The 20268-nt window shown below is 70.6% G+C and carries 19 protein-coding genes and 1 pseudogene; 12 read left to right on the plus strand and 8 right to left on the minus strand.

Features of this window, described 5'->3' with window-relative positions; all coding sequences use genetic code 11:
• Window positions 1-9: 9 nt before the first annotated feature.
• Genes ACNNMR_RS41965 through ACNNMR_RS41975 form a run of 3 tightly spaced genes read right to left on the minus strand, consistent with a single transcriptional unit; the run spans window position 10 to window position 2684 of the window.
• Entirely contained in the window at window positions 10-1077 is a 1068-nt protein-coding gene (locus ACNNMR_RS41965; RefSeq protein WP_420000010.1) for an ABC transporter substrate-binding protein, read from the minus strand.
• Window positions 1078-1089: 12 nt separating this feature from the next.
• Window positions 1090-1938 (minus strand): ABC transporter permease, encoded by an 849-nt coding sequence (locus ACNNMR_RS41970; protein WP_420000011.1) that lies wholly within the window; start codon window positions 1936-1938, stop codon window positions 1090-1092.
• A gap of 2 nt (window positions 1939-1940) precedes the next feature.
• Entirely contained in the window at window positions 1941-2684 is a 744-nt protein-coding gene (locus ACNNMR_RS41975) for an ABC transporter ATP-binding protein (RefSeq protein WP_420000012.1), read from the minus strand.
• Window positions 2685-2961: 277 nt separating this feature from the next.
• Here ACNNMR_RS41975 and ACNNMR_RS41980 point away from each other — a divergent pair, with 277 nt between their 5' ends.
• From ACNNMR_RS41980 to ACNNMR_RS42000, 5 genes are read left to right on the plus strand one after another with little or no spacing between them, the layout of a single operon-like run.
• Window positions 2962-4554: an ABC transporter substrate-binding protein gene (locus tag ACNNMR_RS41980; protein WP_420000013.1), complete on the plus strand. Its 1593-nt coding sequence runs from the start codon at window positions 2962-2964 to the stop codon at window positions 4552-4554.
• Entirely contained in the window at window positions 4551-5495 is a 945-nt protein-coding gene (locus ACNNMR_RS41985; protein ID WP_420000014.1) for an ABC transporter permease, read from the plus strand. The genes ACNNMR_RS41980 and ACNNMR_RS41985 overlap by 4 nt, the downstream gene beginning before the upstream one ends.
• Window position 5496: 1 nt before the next feature.
• Window positions 5497-6390 (plus strand): ABC transporter permease, encoded by an 894-nt coding sequence (locus ACNNMR_RS41990; protein WP_420000015.1) that lies wholly within the window; start codon window positions 5497-5499, stop codon window positions 6388-6390.
• A 42-nt stretch (window positions 6391-6432) separates the two neighbouring features.
• Window positions 6433-7257 carry a creatininase family protein gene (locus tag ACNNMR_RS41995; protein WP_420000016.1) on the plus strand — a complete coding sequence of 275 codons (825 nt, stop codon included), beginning with the start codon at window positions 6433-6435 and terminating at the stop codon, window positions 7255-7257.
• Complete coding sequence (locus ACNNMR_RS42000; protein ID WP_420000017.1) at window positions 7254-8909, plus strand: ABC transporter ATP-binding protein; 1656 nt, start codon at window positions 7254-7256, stop codon at window positions 8907-8909. Before ACNNMR_RS41995 ends, ACNNMR_RS42000 begins: the two co-directional genes overlap by 4 nt.
• A 20-nt stretch (window positions 8910-8929) precedes the next feature.
• Here ACNNMR_RS42000 and ACNNMR_RS42005 read toward each other — a convergent pair whose 3' ends face one another.
• Window positions 8930-9607, minus strand: a complete 678-nt coding sequence (locus tag ACNNMR_RS42005) for a GntR family transcriptional regulator (protein ID WP_420000018.1) — start codon at window positions 9605-9607, stop codon at window positions 8930-8932.
• Window positions 9608-9662: 55 nt separating this feature from the next.
• On the opposite strand from ACNNMR_RS42005, the gene ACNNMR_RS42010 reads away from it, so the two are divergent.
• Window positions 9663-10418, plus strand: coding sequence for an HpcH/HpaI aldolase family protein (locus ACNNMR_RS42010; protein WP_420000019.1), 756 nt, complete (start codon window positions 9663-9665; stop codon window positions 10416-10418).
• Window positions 10419-10454: 36 nt separating this feature from the next.
• Window positions 10455-11249, plus strand: a complete 795-nt coding sequence (locus ACNNMR_RS42015; RefSeq protein WP_420000020.1) for a carbon-nitrogen hydrolase family protein — start codon at window positions 10455-10457, stop codon at window positions 11247-11249.
• Between the two features lie 20 nt (window positions 11250-11269).
• On the opposite strand, the gene ACNNMR_RS42020 is transcribed toward ACNNMR_RS42015, so the two are convergent.
• Complete coding sequence (locus ACNNMR_RS42020; protein ID WP_420000021.1) at window positions 11270-12121, minus strand: alpha/beta fold hydrolase; 852 nt, start codon at window positions 12119-12121, stop codon at window positions 11270-11272.
• Between the two features lie 101 nt (window positions 12122-12222).
• Here ACNNMR_RS42020 and ACNNMR_RS42025 point away from each other — a divergent pair, with 101 nt between their 5' ends.
• On the plus strand, window positions 12223-12600 hold the full coding sequence (locus ACNNMR_RS42025; RefSeq protein ID WP_420000022.1) for a winged helix-turn-helix transcriptional regulator: 378 nt from the start codon (window positions 12223-12225) through the stop codon (window positions 12598-12600).
• A gap of 27 nt (window positions 12601-12627) precedes the next feature.
• On the opposite strand, the gene ACNNMR_RS42030 is transcribed toward ACNNMR_RS42025, so the two are convergent.
• Window positions 12628-13311 carry a GntR family transcriptional regulator gene (locus ACNNMR_RS42030; RefSeq protein ID WP_420000023.1) on the minus strand — a complete coding sequence of 228 codons (684 nt, stop codon included), beginning with the start codon at window positions 13309-13311 and terminating at the stop codon, window positions 12628-12630.
• Between the two features lie 106 nt (window positions 13312-13417).
• Between ACNNMR_RS42030 and ACNNMR_RS42035 the strand changes: the two genes are divergently transcribed.
• Together ACNNMR_RS42035 and ACNNMR_RS42040 are read left to right on the plus strand one after the other, a co-directional pair.
• Window positions 13418-13957, plus strand: coding sequence for a YbhB/YbcL family Raf kinase inhibitor-like protein (locus ACNNMR_RS42035; protein ID WP_420000024.1), 540 nt, complete (start codon window positions 13418-13420; stop codon window positions 13955-13957).
• Between the two features lie 8 nt (window positions 13958-13965).
• A pseudogene (locus tag ACNNMR_RS42040) lies at window positions 13966-14226 on the plus strand (metal-dependent transcriptional regulator); the annotation flags it as partial.
• A gap of 66 nt (window positions 14227-14292) precedes the next feature.
• Here the strand turns inward: ACNNMR_RS42040 and ACNNMR_RS42045 are convergent.
• Both ACNNMR_RS42045 and ACNNMR_RS42050 read right to left on the minus strand, forming a co-directional pair.
• Window positions 14293-14970, minus strand: coding sequence for a response regulator (locus ACNNMR_RS42045; protein ID WP_420000025.1), 678 nt, complete (start codon window positions 14968-14970; stop codon window positions 14293-14295).
• Window positions 14967-16643, minus strand: a complete 1677-nt coding sequence (locus tag ACNNMR_RS42050) for a sensor histidine kinase (protein ID WP_420000026.1) — start codon at window positions 16641-16643, stop codon at window positions 14967-14969. The genes ACNNMR_RS42045 and ACNNMR_RS42050 overlap by 4 nt, the downstream gene beginning before the upstream one ends.
• A gap of 240 nt (window positions 16644-16883) precedes the next feature.
• Here ACNNMR_RS42050 and ACNNMR_RS42055 point away from each other — a divergent pair, with 240 nt between their 5' ends.
• Both ACNNMR_RS42055 and ACNNMR_RS42060 read left to right on the plus strand, forming a co-directional pair.
• Entirely contained in the window at window positions 16884-17633 is a 750-nt protein-coding gene (locus tag ACNNMR_RS42055) for an ABC transporter ATP-binding protein (protein ID WP_420000027.1), read from the plus strand.
• Between the two features lie 50 nt (window positions 17634-17683).
• Window positions 17684-20263 carry an ABC transporter permease gene (locus ACNNMR_RS42060; RefSeq protein ID WP_420000028.1) on the plus strand — a complete coding sequence of 860 codons (2580 nt, stop codon included), beginning with the start codon at window positions 17684-17686 and terminating at the stop codon, window positions 20261-20263.
• The last annotated feature ends 5 nt before the right edge of the window (window positions 20264-20268 follow it).

Raw genomic sequence — 20268 nt, forward strand, 5'->3', positions numbered from 1 at the left:
CCCTCCTCCTCAGTCCGACTTCGCCGCGTACTTCTCGACGAACGACGGGTTGTAGACGTCCTTCGTCGCGGGGGTGCTGTTCTTCAGCAGCTCCTGGTCGGCGAGGGTGCTGATGGTCGTCCGCCAGACCCGCTCATCCATCGCCCCGAGACCGTGCTTCTCGGTGGTCGCGCTGGTGAAGGTGTGGTCGATGTCGGCCTGCAGCTGGCGCCGGAACAGGGGGGCGAGGGGTTGGGTCTGCGGCGAGGACTTGGCGATCATCGCGGCGCTCTTGTCCGGGTGGTCGACCACGTACTCAAAGGCCTTGAGGTACGCGTTGGTGAACCGCTGGACGAGGTCCGGGTGCTTCTTGACCATCTCGTCGCTGGTGAACAGCCCGGAGCCGTAGGCCTGGTAGCCGTGCTCCGAGCCGAGCAGCACGTCGAGCGAACCCTTGCCGCCGGCGATGTCCTCGAGGTGCGGCACCTCGGCGTCGATGTAGCAGGGCACGGTGTCGACCTTGCCCTTGAGCAGGAAATTCTCGTACGGAGGGTTGACGCTGGCCTCCGTCAGGTCGCCGCGGTCGAGGCCGTTGGCCTTGAGCAGCGCCTGATAGAAGATGAAGGTCGAACCGGCGGCGTGGATGCCGGAGGTCAGGCCCTTCAGATCGCCGACGGACTTCAGCCGGTTCTTGTTCTTCACGGTGCACATGGCCAGCGGCGAGGTCTGATTGACGGCCGCCAGGGCCGTCACGGGCACCTCGTGGGAGCGCGCGGTGACGAGCGTCGGCAGGTCGGCGAAGCCGAAGTCCGCCCGCCCCTTGCCGACCATGCGCAGGGCGTCGGTCGAGCTGGTGCCGGTGTTGATGGCCTCGACGTCGATGCCCTGCTCCTTGAAATAGCCGAGCTGGTCGGCGACCTGGAACATGGCGTGGTTGCCGCGGAGCTGGTAATCGAGCTGCACGGTGACGTTGTCGAGCCCGTCCGCATCGGAATCAATTTTGACTTCCGAGCTGCAGGAGGCGAGGAGGAGTGCCGCTGCCGCCGCTCCCGCGATTCCGGCCGCGGTCTTCTTGGAGCGCCTTCCGGAGGAAAACATGGTGGCTCCAAATCATTCCGTGTCGGCCTTGATGTGCGGGAAACGCTTGCTCAACGCGAACTCGAGCAGCGACATCCCGTAATAGAGGATCAGGCCGAGCAGCGACACGAGGGTCAACGCCGCGAACATCAGCGGCGTGTCGAGCTGTGTCGAAGCGAATTGAATGAGATAGCCGAGCCCCTTCTGCGCCCCGGCGAACTCCGCGACCACCGCGCCGATGACGGCCAGCGTGATCGCGATGCGCATGCCCGCGAAGAGGTACGGCAGCGAGGTCGGGATCTGGATACGGGTGAGGATCTGGTTCTTCGAGGAACCGACCGACCGCATCAGCAGGATCAGGTCCTGGTCGATCGCCTTCAGGCCGACGATCATGTTGAGCGTGATCGGGAAGAACGCGATCACGACGATGAGCAGCAGCTTCGGCGCCAGCCCGTACCCGAACCAGAGGATGAAGATCGGCGCGAGCGCCACCTTCGGCACCACCTGGAAGAGGACGATCAGCGGATAGAGGGCGCGCTCGAGCCAGCCGAAGCGGACGATGAGCACCGCGAGGAGCACGCCGATGGCGAAGCTGAGCAGGAAGCCGTAGAGGATCTCCTGGGTGGTGGCCCAGGTGGACTCCAGCAGCATGTCGCTGGACCGCCCCATCTCGGCGATGAACTCCGTCGGCTTCGCGAGCTCGAAGCTGGAGATGCCGAGGATCTCGACGGCCAGCTCCCAGATGACGAACGCGCCGACGAGCACGGCCAGGGAAGGCCAGGCCCGGGAGATCCAGTACCGGATCGTACGGCCGATGCCCTGCCCGTTACCCGAGGACGGGCCGGCCTGCTGCCGCTTTGCGCTGTCCTGTGCGAGTGCCATGATCAGACCGTCGCTTTCGGCTCGAGGTGGCCGCGCAGCCGCGCCGTGTACTCGCCGAACAGCGGACTGTCGAATACGCCGCGGGTGCGCGGCCGGGGCAGGGCGACGTCGAGGGACTCCAGCACGCGGCCGCGGTCGCGGCTCATGACGTGCACGGTGTCGGAGAGGAAGACCGCCTCCGAGATGGAGTGGGTGACGAAGACGATCGTCTTGCCCGTGGCCGCCCAGATCTCGGCGAGCTTCTCGTTCATCTCATCCCTGGTGATGGCGTCCAGGGCGCCGAACGGCTCGTCCATCAGCAGGATGGCCGGGTCCATGGCCAGGGCGCGGGCGATGGACACCCGCTGGGCCATGCCGCCGGACAGCTCATGCGGCAGCTTGTCCTCCGCCGCGCTGAGCCCGACGAGGTCCAGAGCCTCCCGCGCGGCGGACGCCGCCTCCCTGGACAGCTCGCCGGTGGCGATCTGCCGCAGCATGGTGGCGTTCTGCAGCGCGGACTTCCAGGGCAGCAGCGCGGGCCGCTGCGGTACGAGGCCGATCTGCCGGCTCTTGACCGCGTCCTCGGCGGGCAGACCGCCGATCTGAACCGCGCCGGCGGTGGGCGCGAGAATGCCGCCCAGGATTTTGAGCAGGGTGCTCTTTCCGCACCCGGATGGGCCAAGCAGCGTGACAAAGCTGCCCGGGGTGATGTCGAGGTTGATATCTTCCAGGACCGTCTGTTCCTGTGCGCGTCGAGCGAAGCGCATCGCGATCCCTTGCGCTGAAATCCCCAGGGATTCCATAACCCGCTCCTCTCCTGGTATGCGATACCGGAGTGCGTTGGTTTTTCTGCGTTATCACTCTCTAATAACTTGTTATCAACCACGCTATGCTCGCGCCCGGGGCGACGTCAAGGCATGCGCGCCGAGTTGGTCTGCGTGCCGCCCCATTGACCACCGTGTGGACGCCATGTATACATGCTCCATGCATGGTGGATCCACATCCTGAGCGGCTCGTTCCGAAGCCCCGATGCGTGGAGATGTCATGGCAGCAATCAGCAGGCGACGCCTGCTTGCAGTAGGCGGAGGCGCGCTCGGTACGGCGGGGCTGGCGGCCTGCGGGAGTCCGGTGAACCTGCCCGAATCCATGGAGGCCGTAAAGGCCCGGCCCGGCGGGCCGAGCCGGGGCGGGGTGCTGCACTTCGGCCTGTCGACGGACCCCGCCAACCTCGATCCGCACGTCACCACGGGCGCGGCGTCCGACTTCCTGCGGCAGTTGAGCTACAACAGCCTGCTCCAGTACGACGGGGACGGCGAGATCACCGGCGATCTGGCGGCCGAGTTCGGCTGGTCCGACACCACGACGTACAAGGTGAAGCTGCACCCGGGGGTGCGCTTCCACGACGGCTCGCGGATGACCGCCGAGGATGTGGTCTTCTCGTTCCGCCGGATGATGGACAAGAAGACCGCGGCGACCACCGGTCCGCTGCTCGACCAGGTCAAGGCGGTCGAGGCGCCCGACGCGTCCACCGTCGTCTTCCGGATGAAGCAGCCCGACACTACCGTCCCCTTCGTCCTCGCCGGGCCGACCGCGAACATCGTCTCCCGCCGGTGGATCGAGTCCGGCGCCGATCCGAAGACGAAGGTCATGGGGACGGGCCCGTTCAAGTTCATCGAGCGGATCCCGGGCGTGAGCACCACGTTCTCCCGCTTCGACGACTACTTCGACAACGGCCTCCCGTACCTCAACGGCATCGTCTTCCAGCCGATGAGCGACGACTACGCCCGCGTCACGGCGCTGCGCACCGCCACCGTCGACATGATCGATTACGTCCCCGCGACCCACGTCGACGTGATCGAGGAGAACCCGCGGCTGCGCTTCGCCTCGGATCGCAGCTTCGGCTTCGGCTTCGTTGGGTTCAACACCACCAAGCCGCCGTTCGACGACGCACGTGTCCGCAAGGCCATCGCGCTCTCCGTCAACCGCCCGTCCGTGCTGGAGACCGCTCTCCTCGGGCACGGGCAGCCGATCGACGGAGGGCTGATGCCGGGTGCGTTCGCCGGCTATCCGGCGAAGCTCGACAACACCCTGTCGTACGACCCTGAGCAGGCGCGATTCCTGCTGAAGAAGGCGGGCCGGGAAGGCATGACGCTGCCGGTGGTCACCACCAGCACGTACTCCGTGATCGCCCGCCCGGCGCAGGCGATGCTGCCCGGCATCCGGGCGGCAGGGGTGGATGTGCGGCTCACCCAGCAGGAGTGGCTGACCTTCCGGGCCAGCGTCACCGCCAAGTCCTTTCCCGCCCACTCGTGGGGCACGGCGCCGAAGTTCGGCGACCCGTCCTCGCTGGGCGACTTCCTCAGCAGCACCGGCACCTTCGCCGTGAACACCGGCTTCAAGGACGACAAGATCGACCGGCTGCTGGGAGAGGGGCGCAGGGCCCGCGACCGCTCGCTGCGCGACGAGATCTACCGGGATGTGGAGCAGCGGGCGCTCGAACTGCTCCCGATGACCTGGACGATCCGCCGCCAGCAGGGCGAGGCGCACTACGACTACGTCAAGGGCTACCAGCACCCTCCCAAGGGGTCCTGGACCGGCACGACCCTCCGCCGCATATGGATGGAGAAGGGCGCATGAAACGCTTCCTGCTCACCCGCTTCGCGCAGGCCCTGCTGCAGCTCTTCGCCGTCGGCAGCATCGTCTTCCTTCTCGTACGCCTCATCCCCGGCGACCCGGCACGCGCCGCGCTCGGCGAGGGCGCCACCGACGAGCAGGTCGCCCAGACGCGCGAGGCGATGCACCTCAACGAGCCGTTCCTGCAGCAGTACTTCGGCTTCTGGGGGCGGCTCTTCCAGGGCGACCTCGGCACGTCGCTGATGAGCAGCCGCCCCGTCATGCAGGACCTGCCGACCCGGCTCGGCAACTCCCTCGAACTCGTCCTGATATCCCTGATCATCGCCCTGGTGCTGGGCATCTTCCTCGGCCGGATCGCGGCCACCCGCGCCGACAAGCCCGCCGACCACGCGCTGGTCGCCGGATCGATCTTCGGGATCTCGCTGCCCGTCTTCGTCATCGGCACGCTGCTGCTGATGGTCTTCGCCTTCCTCGTCCCCATCCTGCCGCCGCAGCGCTTCACCACACCGTGGGAAGACCCGGTCACCCACCTGCAGATCCTCATCCTCCCGGTGATCACGCTGACCGCCGCCTCCTGCGCCGTCATCACCCGTATGACGCGGTCGGCGATGCTGGAGACGCTGAGTACGGACTACGTGCGCACGGCCCGCTCCAAGGGACTCGCGGAGCGCAAGGTGATCAACGACCATGCGCTGCGCACCGCGCTCCTTCCGGTCGCCTCCGCGGCCACCGTCGAGCTGACCACCCTCATCGGCAGCACCGTCCTCGTCGAGACCATCTTCGGCTGGCCGGGTGTGAGTTCGCTGCTGATGAGCGCCGTCGGGCAGCGGGACTACCCGATCATCCAAGCCGTCGTCCTCGCCGTGGCGGCCATCGTCATCCTCGTCAACCTGGTCGGCGACCTGGTGACACGAGCCCTCGACCCGCGGGCGGAGGAAGCCTGACATGTCGACCGCCGAACTCTCCCCAACGCAAGCCCCACCCGAGCCCGACGCACAGGCCGGGCGCCGCGGCAAGCACTTCCTCCGGCGGCTGGCCGCCAACCGCCGTACCGCGATTGCCGGCGGATTCCTGTTGATCGTCGGCCTGGCCGCCCTGCTCGCACCGCTGATCGCGCCGCACGACTACCGCGACATCGTCGGCAAGCCGCTCACCGGCGGCGGGGTGCTGGGCATCGACGACTTCGGGCGCGATGTGCTCTCGCGGCTGCTGATCGGGCTGCGTACGTCCCTGGCCGTCGCGCTGTCCGCCGTCGCGATCGCGGGCGTCATCGGCACGGCGCTCGGCCTGATCGCCGGTTACGGCGGCCGGGTCGCGTCCAGCATCATCATGCGCGGCATCGACATCCTGCTCAGCTTCCCGCCCATCGTCCTCGCCATCGCCGTGGTCGCCGCGATGGGGCCCGCGCTGATCAACGTCGTCATGGTCATCGGCGTGCTCTACATCCCGCGCTTCACCCGCATCGTGCACAGCCAGGTCCTGGCCATCAGGAATGTGGAGTACGTCGAGGCCTCCGAGATCATGGGCACCCGGCGCACCACCATCCTCCTGCGCACCATCCTCCCGAACGTCGCCGCCCCCGTGATCGTGCAGCTCAGCCTCTCGGTGAGCTTCGCCATCCAGATGGAGGCGGGCCTGAGCTTCCTCGGCCTCGGCGCCCAGCCGCCGCTGCCGTCCCTCGGCACCATGGTCGGCGCCGGCCGCGACTTCCTGGAGGTCTCGCCCGCACTGCTGATCTATCCCTCGGTGCTGATCATCCTCATCGTGCTCGCCCTGAACGTCTTCGGCGACGGCCTGCGCGACCTCCTCGACCCGCGGCGCCGCGGGTCCGACTCCTGAACCACCCCCGCACCATCGCAACGCCATTGAAAGGAACGCCACATGACCGTCACCCTGCCTGACACCCACCGCCTCGGCGAGCTCTCCTGGACCCAGGTCAAGCACCTGGCCGCGCAGGACCCGGTCGTCCTCCTCCCTATCGGCGCCATCGAGCAGCACGGCCCGCACCTGCCCGTACACGAGGACTCCATCGTCGCCGAGTGGGTCGCCGACCGGCTGGCCCGCGAGCACGGCTACTGGGTCGCCCCGGCGCTGAACTACGGCCACTCCGGCACCTTCCGCGGCTACGCCGGCAACCTCTCGCTCAGCCAGGCGACGCTGCGCAATGTCACGTACGAGATCATCCAGGCCCTGGTGGCCTCCGGCTTCCGCCGCATCGTCATCGTCGACAACAACGGCGGCAACGTCGGCCCGGTGACCGGCGCGAGCCTGGACGCGCGGCGCGACTTCGGGGTGCTGATCGGGCACCTGTACCCGTGGCAGCTCGGGTACGCGCTGATGCGCGACGTATACGACGACGCGGCCACGGCGTACGGGCACGGGGCGGAGCCGGAGCACTCGGCGATGCTGGCGATGTTCCCCGAGCAGGTGCAGAGCGAGCTCGCCGAGCCCGGGGGGCTGGCGTCCGACGACGGGTGGAAGCCGACCAGTTACACCGACGCCGCCATCCCCGGCTATGACGTGCCCGGCACCGTCCTGTGGGATTTCTCCGAGGTCAGCCCGACCGGCTGCACCGGCGATGTGAGCCTGGGCAGCGCGCGTACGGGCGAGATCTGGATCGAGCGGGTGCTGGGCTTCTGTGCCGCGTATCTGCGTGAGTACGAGGCGAACACGCGCGACACGGCGGCCGCCGCGGGGACACGATGACCGGCGATGCCGTCCTGACGGTCGAGGGGCTGTCGGTGGACTTCCGTATCGCGGGGGAGTGGACCCCGGCCGTACGGGACATCAGCTTCACCGTCGCCAAGGGTGAAGTCGTCGCGCTGGTCGGCGAGTCGGGGTCCGGGAAGTCCGTGAGCTCGATGTCCGTCCTCGGCCTGGTCGGCGGGAGTGCGCGGCATCGCGGCAGCATCCGCTTCCACGAAACCGAGCTGCTCGGCCTCGACCACGACGCGCTGCGCGGCATCCGCGGCAAACGCATCGCGATGATCTTCCAGGAGCCGATGACGGCCCTGAACCCCGTCTACACCATCGGCCGGCAGATCGCCGAGGCCATCCGCTGCCACGAGAAGATCCCCACTGCGGAGGCCCGCACCCGGGCCATCGAGCTGCTGACGAAGGTCGGCATCCCGGAGCCCGAACGCCGCGTGGACAGCTACCCGCACCAGCTCTCCGGCGGCCAGCGGCAGCGGGCGATGATCGCGATGGCGATCTCCGGCTCGCCCGAGGTCATCATCGCCGACGAGCCGACCACGGCGCTCGACGTCACGGTGCAGGCCGAGATCCTCGACCTGCTGCGCGGACTGCAGAAGGACCTGGGCTCGGCGGTGCTGATCATCACCCACGACATGGGCGTGGTCGCCGACCTGGCCGACCGCGTCGTGGTCATGAAGCAGGGCGAGGTGGTCGAGGAGGCGCCGGTCGAGCGGCTGTTCGCGGCGCCGCAGCACGAGTACACGCGCAAGCTGCTCGCCGCGGTCCCCAAGCCACCGGCCCCCGGCTCCGTCGAGTCGGCGCCCGAGGCGGCGCAGGAGGCCGAGGCCGCGACGCTGCGGGTGACGGACCTGGAGGTCGAATACCCGGGCCGGCTCGGGCAGAAGGGCTTCAAGGCCGTGCACGGCGTCAGCCTCGCCATCGGCCCCGGCAAGATCCTCGGGCTGGTCGGCGAGTCCGGCTCCGGCAAGTCCACGATCGGGCGCGCCATCGTCGGCCTCTCGCGGGCGACCGCCGGGTCGATCGAGGTGTGCGGTACGGACGTCACCCGCCTGACCGGACGCCGGCTGCGGGCCTTCCGCCCCACGTACTCGATGGTCTTCCAGGACCCCGGCGCCTCGCTCAACCCGCGCCTGTCGATCGGCGATTCCATCGCGGCGCCGCTGCTGGCGAGCCGTACCGCCGACCGGGCGCAGGCGCGCAAGCGGGTGGCCGAACTGCTGGAGCAGGTCGAGCTGCCGGCGAGCTGGGCGGAGCGCTTTCCGCACGAGCTGTCCGGCGGCCAGCGGCAGCGCATCGGGATCGCCCGGGCGCTGGCGCTGGAGCCGGAGCTGCTCATCGCGGACGAGCCGACCTCGGCGCTGGATGTGTCCGTGCAGGCCACGGTGTTGCGGCTGTTCCGGGAGCTGCAGGACCGGCTCGGCTTCGCCTGCCTGTTCATCTCGCACGACCTCGGGGTGGTCGAGCTGCTCGCCCACGAGGTCGCGGTGCTGCAGCACGGCCGGCTCGTCGAGCACGGCCCGGCGCACGAGGTGCTGGCCCGGCCGCAGACCGACTACACCCGGCGGCTGGTGGCGGCCGCTCCGGTGCCGGACCCGGCCCAGCAGACGGAGCGGCGGCGGCTGTGGCGGGAGATGGCGGCGTGACGGCCTCCTCCCGCGTGCCGTCACTTCAGGTGCGCGACCACCGTGTCATCGGGGTTGAGGTGCGTACGCAGCGTCTCCGCCGCCAGCTCGAAGTCGTGCTTGGTCAGCGCCGTCAGCAGCGTGTGATGCTCGCGCATGATGACGGGCAGCCGCTCCGGCCGGATGGTGATCGCCGAGACTCCTATCCGCTGGTGCCGCGGCTGGAGGCTGCGGAAGAGGTCGAGCAGCACGGTGTTGCCGGTCGCCCGGACGAAGCCGCAGTGGAAGCGGAAGTCGAGCTTCCCGTGCTCGGCGATCGCCTCGCGGTCGCCGGCGCGGGACCGCGCCAACAGGTCGGGGGCGCCCATCCGCTCCAGCAGCTCGGCCTGCTCCGGCGGGATCTCGATCCGCCGCTCGCAGAGGATCGAGAAGCCGTGGATCTCCAGGACCTGCCGCATCTCGTACGTCTCGATCATCTCGCCGACGGTCACGCGGCGGACCTGGGCGCCACGGCGGGGGAGCAGGTCGAGGAACCCCTCCGCCGCGAGCCGGTGCAGCGCCTCGCGAACCGGGGTCCGCGACACCCCCGCCTCTTCCGAGAGGGCCTTCTCCTCCAGGAACTCGCCCTCCTGGTAATGCCCCAACAAGATGGCCTCGCGCACCCATTCGTAGGCCCGCGACCGCGCCGAACCGGCGCTGCCCCCCTGGTCGACTGACACGCTCATCTCCCTCACCGAATGCGTATACGCAGTGTATACCTGATTAAGGAGGCTCATGTCTTCGCGCACGACCGATCCCCGCCGCAAGTACGCCGCCTGGCTCTCGGACCCGAGTTTCGCGGCGGCGGAGATCGTGGCCGCCACAGGCTACGGCGCCGTGGTGCTCGACATCGAGCACGGCGCCTTCGACCTCGCCGATCTGGAGCGCTTCATCCCGTTCCTGCGCTCGCTGGACCTGGACGTCCTGGCGAAGGTGCTCGGGCCGGAGCGGGGGCCGATCCAGCAGGCGCTGGACTTCGGCGCCACGGCGGTGGTCGTGCCGCATGTCGAGAGTGCGGCGCATGCGGCTCTGGTGTGCTCGTACGGGAAATTCCCGCCGCTCGGCGACCGGAGCTTTGCCGGGGGCCGGACGGCGGGGTACGGGGGCTTCGACGACGACTGGATCGCCCGGCAGGACCGCTCGACCCGGGTGTATCCGATGATCGAGGACGCCGGGGCGATCGAGGAGATCAAGGAGATCCTGGCGCTGCCGGTGGTCGACGGGGTCTTCGTCGGCCCGAGCGATCTGTCGATGCGCCGGGAGCGGGGCGCGTACACGCGCGGGGACGGTGACTTCGCCGACCTCGCGGTGATCGCGGACGCGGCGCGCTCGGCCGGGAAGCCGTGGGTGCTGCCGGCGTGGTCGACGGCGGAGAAGTCCTTCGCGCTGGCGCACGGCGCCGATCAGCTGGTGCTGACGATGCAGCACGGCGCGCTGGCGGCGGGCTTCCGGGCGGCGCTGGACGAGACCACGGAACTCATCCGCCCGTAGTCACTCTTTACCACTCTGAGGAAGGAACCACATCCCATGCTCGCAACGGTCGGCCAGTTCGCCGCCACCACCGACAAGTCAGCCAACCTGGAGGCGGCCACGGGCCTGATCGCCGCGGCCGCGGCCCAGGGCTCGAACCTCGTCGTCCTCCCCGAGAACGCCATGTACGCCAACCCCGACCCGGCGGCTGAGACCGCGAGCCAGGCTGAGCCGGTGGACGGCCCGTTCGCGACGGCGATCGCGGCCGCGGCGAAGGAGCACGGAATCGCGGTGGTCGCGGGGATGACCGAGGCACCGCGCGACGGCTCCGGCAAGCCGAGCAACACCGTGGTGGCCGTGGACAGTGCGGGTGAGCGCCTCGGCGCGTACCGCAAGGTCCACCTCTACGACGCCTTCGGCTACCGCGAGTCCGACCGCATCCAGCCGCACGCGGCACAGGCCCTGACCTTCGCCCTCGACGGTCTGACCTTCGGCGTCATGACGTGCTACGACCTGCGCTTCCCGGAAATGGCCCGCTTCCTGGTCGACGCGGGCGCCGAGGCGATCGTCGTACCTGCCGCATGGGTGGTCGGCCCGGTAAAGGAAGACCACTGGACCACGCTGCTGCGAGCCCGCGCCATCGAGAACACGGCATACGTCCTCGGCTGCGGCCAGACCGGCCCCACATGGAGCGGACAGAGCAGCATCATCGACCCCATGGGTCACGCGGTCGCCTCCGCCGGCGAGAACCCGGGCGTGGCCTCGGCCCCCCTGGACGCCAAGCGGGTGGCGGAGGTCAGGGCCAAGAACCCGAGCCTGACCAACCGCCGCTTCACGGTGTCCTTCGCCTGAGAGCCTGCCGCCGGCCCCGCTCACGTTGCTTTCGCGTCCTCACTGGCCAGGAATGGGCGCAGCAGCGTGAGCAGGGCGCGCGGACGGTGCAGCGGGATGATGTGGCCGGAGTCTTCGATGACGTGTCCGGTGAGATCGTCGGTGATCGGGCGGAGCTGGCGTTCCAGTGCCGCACCGACGGGCTGGGCGCCCACCGCCATCGTCGGCACCGTCAGGCGGGCGGTGGCGACCGTCTGCTGGATCTGCAGCGCGCTCTGGGGCAGCGCCCGGTAGTACGAGAAAGCGCGGCTCAGAGCCTCGCGGCCGGTGTAGGCGCGGACGAAAGCATCCCGGAGGGCGGGTCGCACCCCGTCGCCGAGCGTGCCGGCGCGCAGGAACCAGTCGATGTAGGCGGCCTCGTGGCCCTCCAGCACGGTCTCGGCAAGGCCGGGTGCGGCGGCATGGAAGCCGAACCACCACGGCGGGCCGTCGGCGAGGAAGTCCTCGGCGCCGGGCAGCCTGCCCAGCAGGGACTCCATGACGACCAGGCGCCGGACGAGATGGGGGCGGCGCAGGGCGAGGAGGAAGGCCGGCGGGGTGCCCGCGTCGATGCCCACCACCGCGGCCGAGGACGCGCCGAGCGTGGCGAGAAGCGCCGCGGCGTCCTCGGCCAGGGTGCCTGCGTCGTATCCGGAGGGGGCCGGGCTGCTGGCGCCGAACCCGCGCAGGTCCGGTGCGATGACGCGGTAGCGGCCGGACAGGTCGGCCATGACGTCCGTCCACAACTCCCAGGTGTGCGGGAAGCCGTGCAGGAGCAGGACGGGCGGGCCCGATCCGGCGAGGGCGACGTTGAGTTCGACGCCGTTGACGGGGATGCGCCGCAGCTCGGGCATGGAAGGGCTCCAGGGGTGGTGCGGTTTGGTTACCAGGTCACGCTAATGAACTATCCTGGTCCGTCCAAGACGGCACTTTCCCTTCAGGTGGTGAGCCCGGAGTGACCACATCGAGGCGGCCCGGCGAGCGGGGTGATCTGCTGGATCCGCGTTGCCCGACCCGCCAGTTGCTCGACCGGATCGGCACCAAGTGGACGTCGATGGCGGTCAAGGTGCTGGCCGAGGCGGCTCCGGACGAGCTGCGCTTCGCGGAACTGCGGCGCCGTATCCCCGGCATCTCACAGAAGATGCTGTCCGTCACCCTGCAGAGCCTGGCCCGCGACGGCCTGGTCACGCGCCGAGTGGAACCCACCGTGCCGCCCGCCGTCCACTACCGCCTCACCGAACTCGGCCTCTCCCTCGAAGGACCGCTCGCCGCCCTGCGGCTCTGGGCCGAAACACACATGCAGGAGATCGACCGCAACAACCAACTCCAGTAAGGGTCGTGACAACCGCAGGGCGCTGCCCTACTCGGCTTCCGCAGTGAGGCCGGCTGCGGTCTGCGTGAGGTGCTGGGTCAGGACCTCGGTGGCGGTGTCGGCGTCGCGGGACAGGGCCGCCTCCTCCAGGCGGCGGTGTTCGGTGGCGCCGTCCCGGTTGGGGGTGCGGTTCGCCGACCAGCGGCGGGCCAGTTCGCTTGCGGTCCACAGCCGGTCGAAGGTCTCCAGCAGGACCGGGTTGCCGCAGCCCTCCAGCAGGGTGCGGTGGAAGGCGCGGTGGGCCTCGGACCAGGCCTCGCTGTAGTGCTCGCCCTCCTCCGGCAGGTACGGCGGGGTGCGGGCCAGGCGGTGGTGGGCGGCTCGTACGCGGGCCTCCCAGTCGACGTCGCCGCGCTCGATGGCCATGCGCAGCAGGACCGGTTCGATGGTCCGGCGGGCCTCGGCGATCTCCTGCCAGCGGCGGTCGGAGGCGTGCGGGACGGCGAAGCCGCGGTTGGGCAGCCGGTCGGCGAGGCCGTCGCCGACCAGTCGTACCAGCGCCTCGCGCACGACGGCCAGGCTGACGCCCTGTTCTTTGGCGAGGTCGTGCGGTTTGAGGGCGTCACCGGGGGCGTAGTCGCCGCGCATGATCGCGTCGCGAAGGTGTCCATAGGCCTGCTCGGAGAGCATCTGCTTCCCCGGTGAGGTCGAGGTAAGGGCCGTCTGCGTCATGGCGCCATCATAGACGACGCTGCAGATAATCGATTATTGGTGTTATGGTCGATCCAACGGCCAGGGAGGCCCACTCCCTGCGTCACCGTCAGAAAGGATCTACGCCTTGAGCGCCAACGACCCCTTTGCCCGCCTCCCCGAGGCGGCCTCCTTCACCGTCACCAGCACCACCGTCACGGACGGTGCCGCCTTCGCGCCCGAGCAGCTCTCCGGGATATCCGGCGTCCCCGGCGGCAAGGACATCTCCCCGCAGCTGTCCTGGAGCGGAGCCCCGGAGGGCACCAAGAGCTATGCCGTCACCGTCTACGACCCCGACGCCCCCACCGGGTCCGGGTTCTGGCACTGGGCGGTCGCCGACATCCCCGCCACCGTCACCGAACTCCCCGAGGGCGCCGGCGACGACACCGGCTCAGGCCTGCCCGCGGGCGCCTTCCAGCTGCCCAACGACGCCCGCGCCGCCCGCTACATCGGCGCCGCGCCGCCGCCCGGACACGGCCCGCACCGCTACTTCATCGTGGTGCACGCGCTGGACGTCGCAGGGATCGGCGTGCCGGCCGACGGCACCCCGGCCTACCTCGGCTTCACCATGTCCGGCCACATCCTCGGCCGCGCGGTCCTGACCGCCACCGCCGAAACCCCCGCCTGACAGGCCGCATGTCCCGGCTCATCGACACCCCGCAGATGTATCTGCGCACCATCCTGGAGCTTGAGGAAGAAGGCGTGGTCCCCATCCGCGCCCGCATCGCCGAGCGCCTGGGCCAGAGCGGCCCGACCGTCAGTCAGACCGCCGCCAGAATGGAGCGCGACGGCCTGCTGCACGTCACCGGCGACCGGCACCTGGAGCTGACCGAGGAGGGCCCGGCACACTCGCCCTGCGGCGACCCGATCCCGGGCCTGGAAGAGCTCGGCGAGCGGGGCACCGGGGAGCTTCACCCGACGGCGTGACAGTCCGCGCGACCGTGCGGTGCGAGCGCGGCACACTCAACCGATCAGGCCCGACTGATGGGCCAGCAGGGCCGCTTGGACGCGGCTGGATGTCTGGGTCTTGTCCAGGATTGCCGCCATGTGGGTTTTCACGGTGCCCACTCCGATGCCCAGGCGGAGGGCGATGTCCTGGTTCGACAAGCCCTGGCCGAGCATGGTCAGGACCTCGCGTTCGCGGTCGGTGAGGGTGGAGAGGCGGGTGTCCGGTGGGGTGGTTCCCCGCGCGGGCGGGGCTGCGGGGGCTGTGCCCTGCAGCATGCGGTTGATCACCGCGCCCGTTACGCCGGGGGACAACACCGCGTCGCCCGCCGCCGCGGCGCGGACCGCGCTGATCAGCTCCTGCGGGCCCTCGTCCTTGAGCAGGAAGCCGGCCGCGCCCGCGCGCAGTGCCCGGACGACGTTTTCGTCGTCGCCGAAGGTGGTGAGCATGACCACCGCCGGCGCCGGGTCGAGGGCGGCCAGGCGGGGGGCGGCGGTCAGGCCGTCGAGGACCGGCATGCGGATGTCGACCAGCGCCACGTCGGGGTGGTGCTGCGCGGCCAGCGCGATTGCTTCCTCGCCGTTCGCCGCTTCGGCTACGACCTCGATGCCCTCCGCGTGGCTGAGGACCAGTTGCACGCCGCGCCGGATCATCTCCTCGTCGTCGGCGAGCAGGACGCGGACCGTCGTCGTCATCGGCTCTCCCCAGGGGTGGCTGCGGTCCCCGGCTCGTTGACCATGGGCACGCTGAAGCGGTTGATCTTGATGAGGGTGTCGGCGCGGAAACAGTAGCGGGCGATGCCGAAGCGGCCCTTCGCCGCCAGCTCCTCCTCGTCGGGGCTGAAGGCGTACATGCAGCTCGTGGCGGCCTCCGGCCGCGCCGGCTCGCGGCCCCGCGCCGCCGCGCGGACCGCGTCCTGGTCGCCGTAACTGAGCTCCTCCACCCGCTGCTTCGACATGCCGACCCGGATCTGCTCCGGCTTGCCGTACACCGGCTGCGGCCGCGCCGCCTGCTCGACCAGGATCACGCCGAACATCATCGTGACCGCGACGCCCGCGAGCCCGAGCAGCGCCGTGAGGACGCTGCCGACGCGATGCTGCATCCCGGACAGTGCCGTCGCCCCGCTGCCCAGGGCGGCCGCGGGAGTGGAGCGGCGCCCGGCGCCCGCCGGGTCCGGCACCGCCGGCATGACGGCCTGCACCTGGAAGCCGCCCTCCGGGCGCACCCCCGCGTCGAGGCTGCCGCCGAGCAGCTCGACGCGCTCGCGGAGCCCGGTCAGGCCGCGGCCGGTGGACAGCTCGGGGGCGGTCGCGGGGAAGTCGGGGGAATCGTTGCGCACCCGGACGGTGACCTCGTCGTCGGTGTGGACGACGGCGATTGTGACGGACGCGCCGGTGGCGTATTTGTGCGCGTTGGTGAGCGATTCCCGTACGACCCGGTGCACCGCCCGCCGCACCTGAGCGTCCCGGCCGTCCAGGTCGGACCCCTGCCAGTCGAGCGAGACCGGGGTGCCCGTGCCCCGCGACTCCTCCACCAGCGCCTCGATGTCCGTCCGCGTGCCGGTCGCGTCGGTGAGCGCCTCGGTGCCGGTGTCGCGGCTGAACGGGCCCAGCACGCCGAGCACCTGCCGCAGCTCGTGCATCGCGTCCCGGGCCGCCTGCCGCACATGCGCCGCGCTCTCCTTGAGCCGGGGCTCCTGGTCGCTCAGCGCCAGTTCGAGGCCGCCCGTATGCACCGCGATCAGGCTGAGCCGGTGCCCGACGAGGTCATGCATCTCGGCCGCGATCCGGGTACGCTCCGCGCTGCGCGACGCATCGCCCGCGAGCCGCCGCGCCTCCTCCGCCGCGGCCGTACGCTCCTGCAGCGCGGTCACGAGCCGGTCCTGCTGACCGGCCGTGATGCCGCCAAGACCCGGCACGCCGATCGTCGTGGCGGCGAGGACGATGCCGAGCGCCAGCCCGTACGTGTGGTTGCCGAGGCCGGTCTGCGGGGTGCTGACGGTCGCGGCCGCGATGGTCAGCAGGCTCGCGCCGAGCAGCAGCAGGGTGCGGCGGCGGGGCTCGGGCAGCCGGCGGGCGGTGGTGTACGCGGTGACGGCGACGATCAGCCCGTAATACGGCACCACGCCCAGCAGCACCGCCAGCCCGAGCAGCGAGACGACCGGGACCCGTCTGCGGATCACGAGCAGCAGCATGGCCAGCAGCGTCGGCGGGATCAGCGCCTCGGCGGTGAAGTCGTTCTGCAGCCCCGCCATGGCCGCGTACGTGCTGACGGCGAGGATGCCGCCGCCCACCGCCTCGGCGACGGCCCGCCACAGGAGGCGGCCGTGTTCGCCGGGCGCGGCGACGGCGGTACGGAGGGACGGCATGCCCTCCAGTATCGGGGGGCGAAGGCGCTGGTCCGGTGCGCCTCGCGGGGGATCCGGATGCCGACGCCTCTGCCAAAAGGAAGAGGCGCCAAGGAGGAGCGCGCCCCTCTTCCCTGCCCTTTGACAGAGCCGCGAGTCACGCCTTCCGACCGACGATTCCGGCGGGTCGGCGGGGCGAGGCTGGACGCACCTTGTCACCGCGGCCCGGATCCGGGCCGCCCGGCCCCTCACGGAGCAAGCATGATGTACGCCGCCGCCCACGCCACCGGACTCACCAAGGTCTACGGATCCGGCGAGACCCGCGTCGTCGCCCTCGACGCCGTCGACGTCGCGTTCGGGCGCGGCCGCTTCACCGCCATCATGGGGCCCTCCGGGTCCGGCAAGTCGACGCTCATGCACTGCATGGCCGGGCTCGACTCGATCACCGCGGGCTCGGCGCGGATCGGCGAGGTGGAGCTGGCGCGACTGGGGGACCGGGAGCTGACGCGGCTGCGCCGCGACAAGGTCGGGTTCGTCTTCCAGGCCTTCAACCTGCTGCCCACCCTCACCGCCGCCGAGAACATCACCCTCCCCGCGGCCATCGCGGGCCGCGCGCCCGACCGCGCCTGGCTGGACCGCGTGGTCGGCGCCGTCGGCCTCGCGGACCGGCTCGGGCACCGGCCGGCGCAGCTGTCCGGCGGCCAGCAGCAGCGGGTGGCGGTGGCCCGCGCGCTGGCCTCCCGCCCCGAGATCATCTTCGCGGACGAGCCGACGGGGAACCTCGACTCCCGCTCCGGCGCCGAAATCCTGGGCTTCCTCAAGGAGTCCGTGCACCGCCTGGAGCAGACCGTCGTCATGGTCACCCACGACCCGGTCGCCGCCTCGTACGCGGACCGCGTCATCTTCCTCGCCGACGGGCGGATCGTCGACGAGGTGGCGGCGCCGACCGCGGACGCGGTGCTGGACCGGATGCGGCGGTTCGAGAGCCACGCCGTCGCCCGTACCAGCTGAGCACCAGCTGAGCCCACTCCCGCCCTCCCACACACAGGACGCATCCACCCATGCTGCGAACAGCTCTGCGCAACGTCCTTGCGCACAAGGCCCGGCTGGTCATGACCGCGCTCGCCGTCATGTTCGGCGTCGCCTTCGTCTCCGGCACCCTCGTCTTCGGCGATACCGTCGGCGGCGCCCTGCGCGGTGCCGCCGCCAAGAACCTCGACGGCGTCGCGGTCTCCGTGGCGTACGAAGCCGCCTCGGACGCACCGCGGACCGAGCCGGGCAAGACCAGGACCCCGCTGGACGATGCGCTCGCCGCGAAGATCCGCGACGTTCCCGGCGCCGGTTCCGTACGGCCCTCGGTGAACGGCAGCGCCACCCTCGCCGCCAAGGACGGCGACCCGGTCGGCGGCGACACCCCGTGGGCGAACCTGGCCGCCAACTACGCGCCCGGCAAGGACGGGAAAGACCCGCGCTATCCCGTCAAGCAGGGCCGCGCCCCGGCCGCCGCGGGCGAGCTGGCGCTGGACGCGAAGACGGCCGAGCGGGCCGGATACCGGATCGGCGACACCGTACGGTTCGCCACGACCGGCCCCACGCTGAAGAAGAAGCTGGTCGGTCTCGTCTCCACCACCGACCCCCGGGTCACCGCGGGCGGCACCCTCGCGCTCCTCGACACCGCCACCGCGCAGCGGCTCTTCGTCTCCCCCGGCCACTACGACGAGATCGTGATCGGCGCGGCGCCCGGCGCGGACGAGACGCGGCTGGCCGCGGATGTACGGAAGCTGCTGCCCGAGGAGGGCGCGGCGGTCAGCACCGGCACGGAGCTCGCGCAGGAGCAGGCCACGCAGACCGAGCAGAGCACGAAGGCGCTGACGCAGGTGCTGCTCGTCTTCGCCGGCATCGCCCTCTTCGTCGGCGTCTTCATCATCGCCAACACCTTTACGATGCTCATCGCCCAGCGCACCCGCGAGATCGCGCTGCTGCGCGCGGTCGGCGCCTCCCGCCGCCAGGTCGTCCGCTCCGTGCTCATCGAGGCCGGGCTGCTCGGCCTCGGCGCCTCGGCCGCGGGGTTCGTACTCGGCCTCGGCATCGCGAAGGTGCTGCCGTCGATCATCAACTCGGCCGGCGCGGGCCTCCCTTCGGGCCCGCTCGTCATCGCACCCGGCACCCTCCTCGCCGCGCTCTTCGTCGGCGTCGTGGTGACCGTGCTCGCCGCCTGGCTGCCCTCCCGCAAGGCGGCGAGGATCGCCCCGGTCGAGGCGATGAGCACCGTCGACGCCCCGCCGCCGGCCCGCAGCCTGGTGCTCCGTAACGCCTTCGGCGCGGCATTGGCAGGCTTCGGCCTGCTCGTGATGGTGTACGTGACGACGCTGGACGATCCCGAAGCGACCGGGCTCATGATCGCTATGTTCGGCGCCGGGCTGTTCCTCCTCGGGCTGATCCTGCTGGCCCCGCTGCTGTCCCGGCCGATCGTGGGGCTCGCGGGCCGGATCACGTACTCCCTCTTCGGCGTCACCGGCAAGCTCGCCAAGGAGAACGCCCAGCGCAACCCGCGCCGCACCGCCGCCACCGCCTCCGCGCTCATGATCGGCCTCTGCCTGATCACCGGGCTCACGGTGTCGGCGAACTCCGCCCAGCGGGCGGTGGCCGCCGAGGTGACGACGGGCAACGCCGCCGACTACCGGGTCACCAACTCCACCTTCGACGGCGGCCTCGACACGGACGCGGTGCACAAGCTGGAACGCGTGCCGGGCGTCACGACGGCCGCCCCGCTCGCCTCGGCCCCCCTGGAGATCGACGACGGCCTCGGCATCATCAACGGCGTCACCACCAAGACCCTGCCCGCCGTCACCGACCTGCACGTCACCAACGGCTCGCTCACCGACATCGGCCCGGGCCGGATCGCCGTTTCGACGGACTGGGCGCAGCAGCGCGACCTCGCCCTCGGCGACACGGTAAAGGGGAGCATCGGCAGCGAATTCGAACCCGGCGGCCAGAAGCCGGTCACCTTCAAGGTCGTCGCCCTCTACGAACCCAACAAGACCGTCACCGACGCCATCGGCACCCTCGACGACGTCCTGCCGTACGCCACCGGCAAGAAGCTCGACACCATCCTCGTCAAGGCCGACGCGGCGGACGAGCGGCTGCAGACCCGGCTGCGCACCGCCCTCGGCAACAGCCCGCTGCTCCAGGTCCAGGACAAGGAGCAGATCGTGGCGGTGGAGGCCGGCTCCGTCGACACCGTCCTCAACATGATGTACGGCCTGCTCGGCATGGCCGTCCTGATCGCGGTCCTCGGCGTCATCAACACCCTGGCCATGTCGGTCTTCGAGCGCACCCGCGAGATCGGCATGCTGCGCGCGATCGGCCTGGACCGACGCGGCATCAGGCAGATGGTGCGGCTGGAGTCGATCGTCATCTGCCTCTTCGGCGCGGCGCTCGGCATCGGCTCCGGCGTCTTCCTCGCCTGGCTCAACAGCGGGGTGGCGGGCGGCGGCCTGAGCTCGTATGAGACGGTGCTGCCCTGGCCGCGGCTGGCGCTCTTCGCGCTGCTCGCCCTGGTCATCGGCGTCCTGGCCGCGATCTGGCCGGCCCGCCGCGCGGCCCGCGCGAATGTGCTGGAGGCGATCCATGCGCAGTGAGCCGG

Origin of the sequence: Streptomyces boninensis (assembly GCF_048572725.1) — a bacterium.
In the GTDB taxonomy this organism is placed as follows: domain Bacteria; phylum Actinomycetota; class Actinomycetes; order Streptomycetales; family Streptomycetaceae; genus Streptomyces; species Streptomyces boninensis.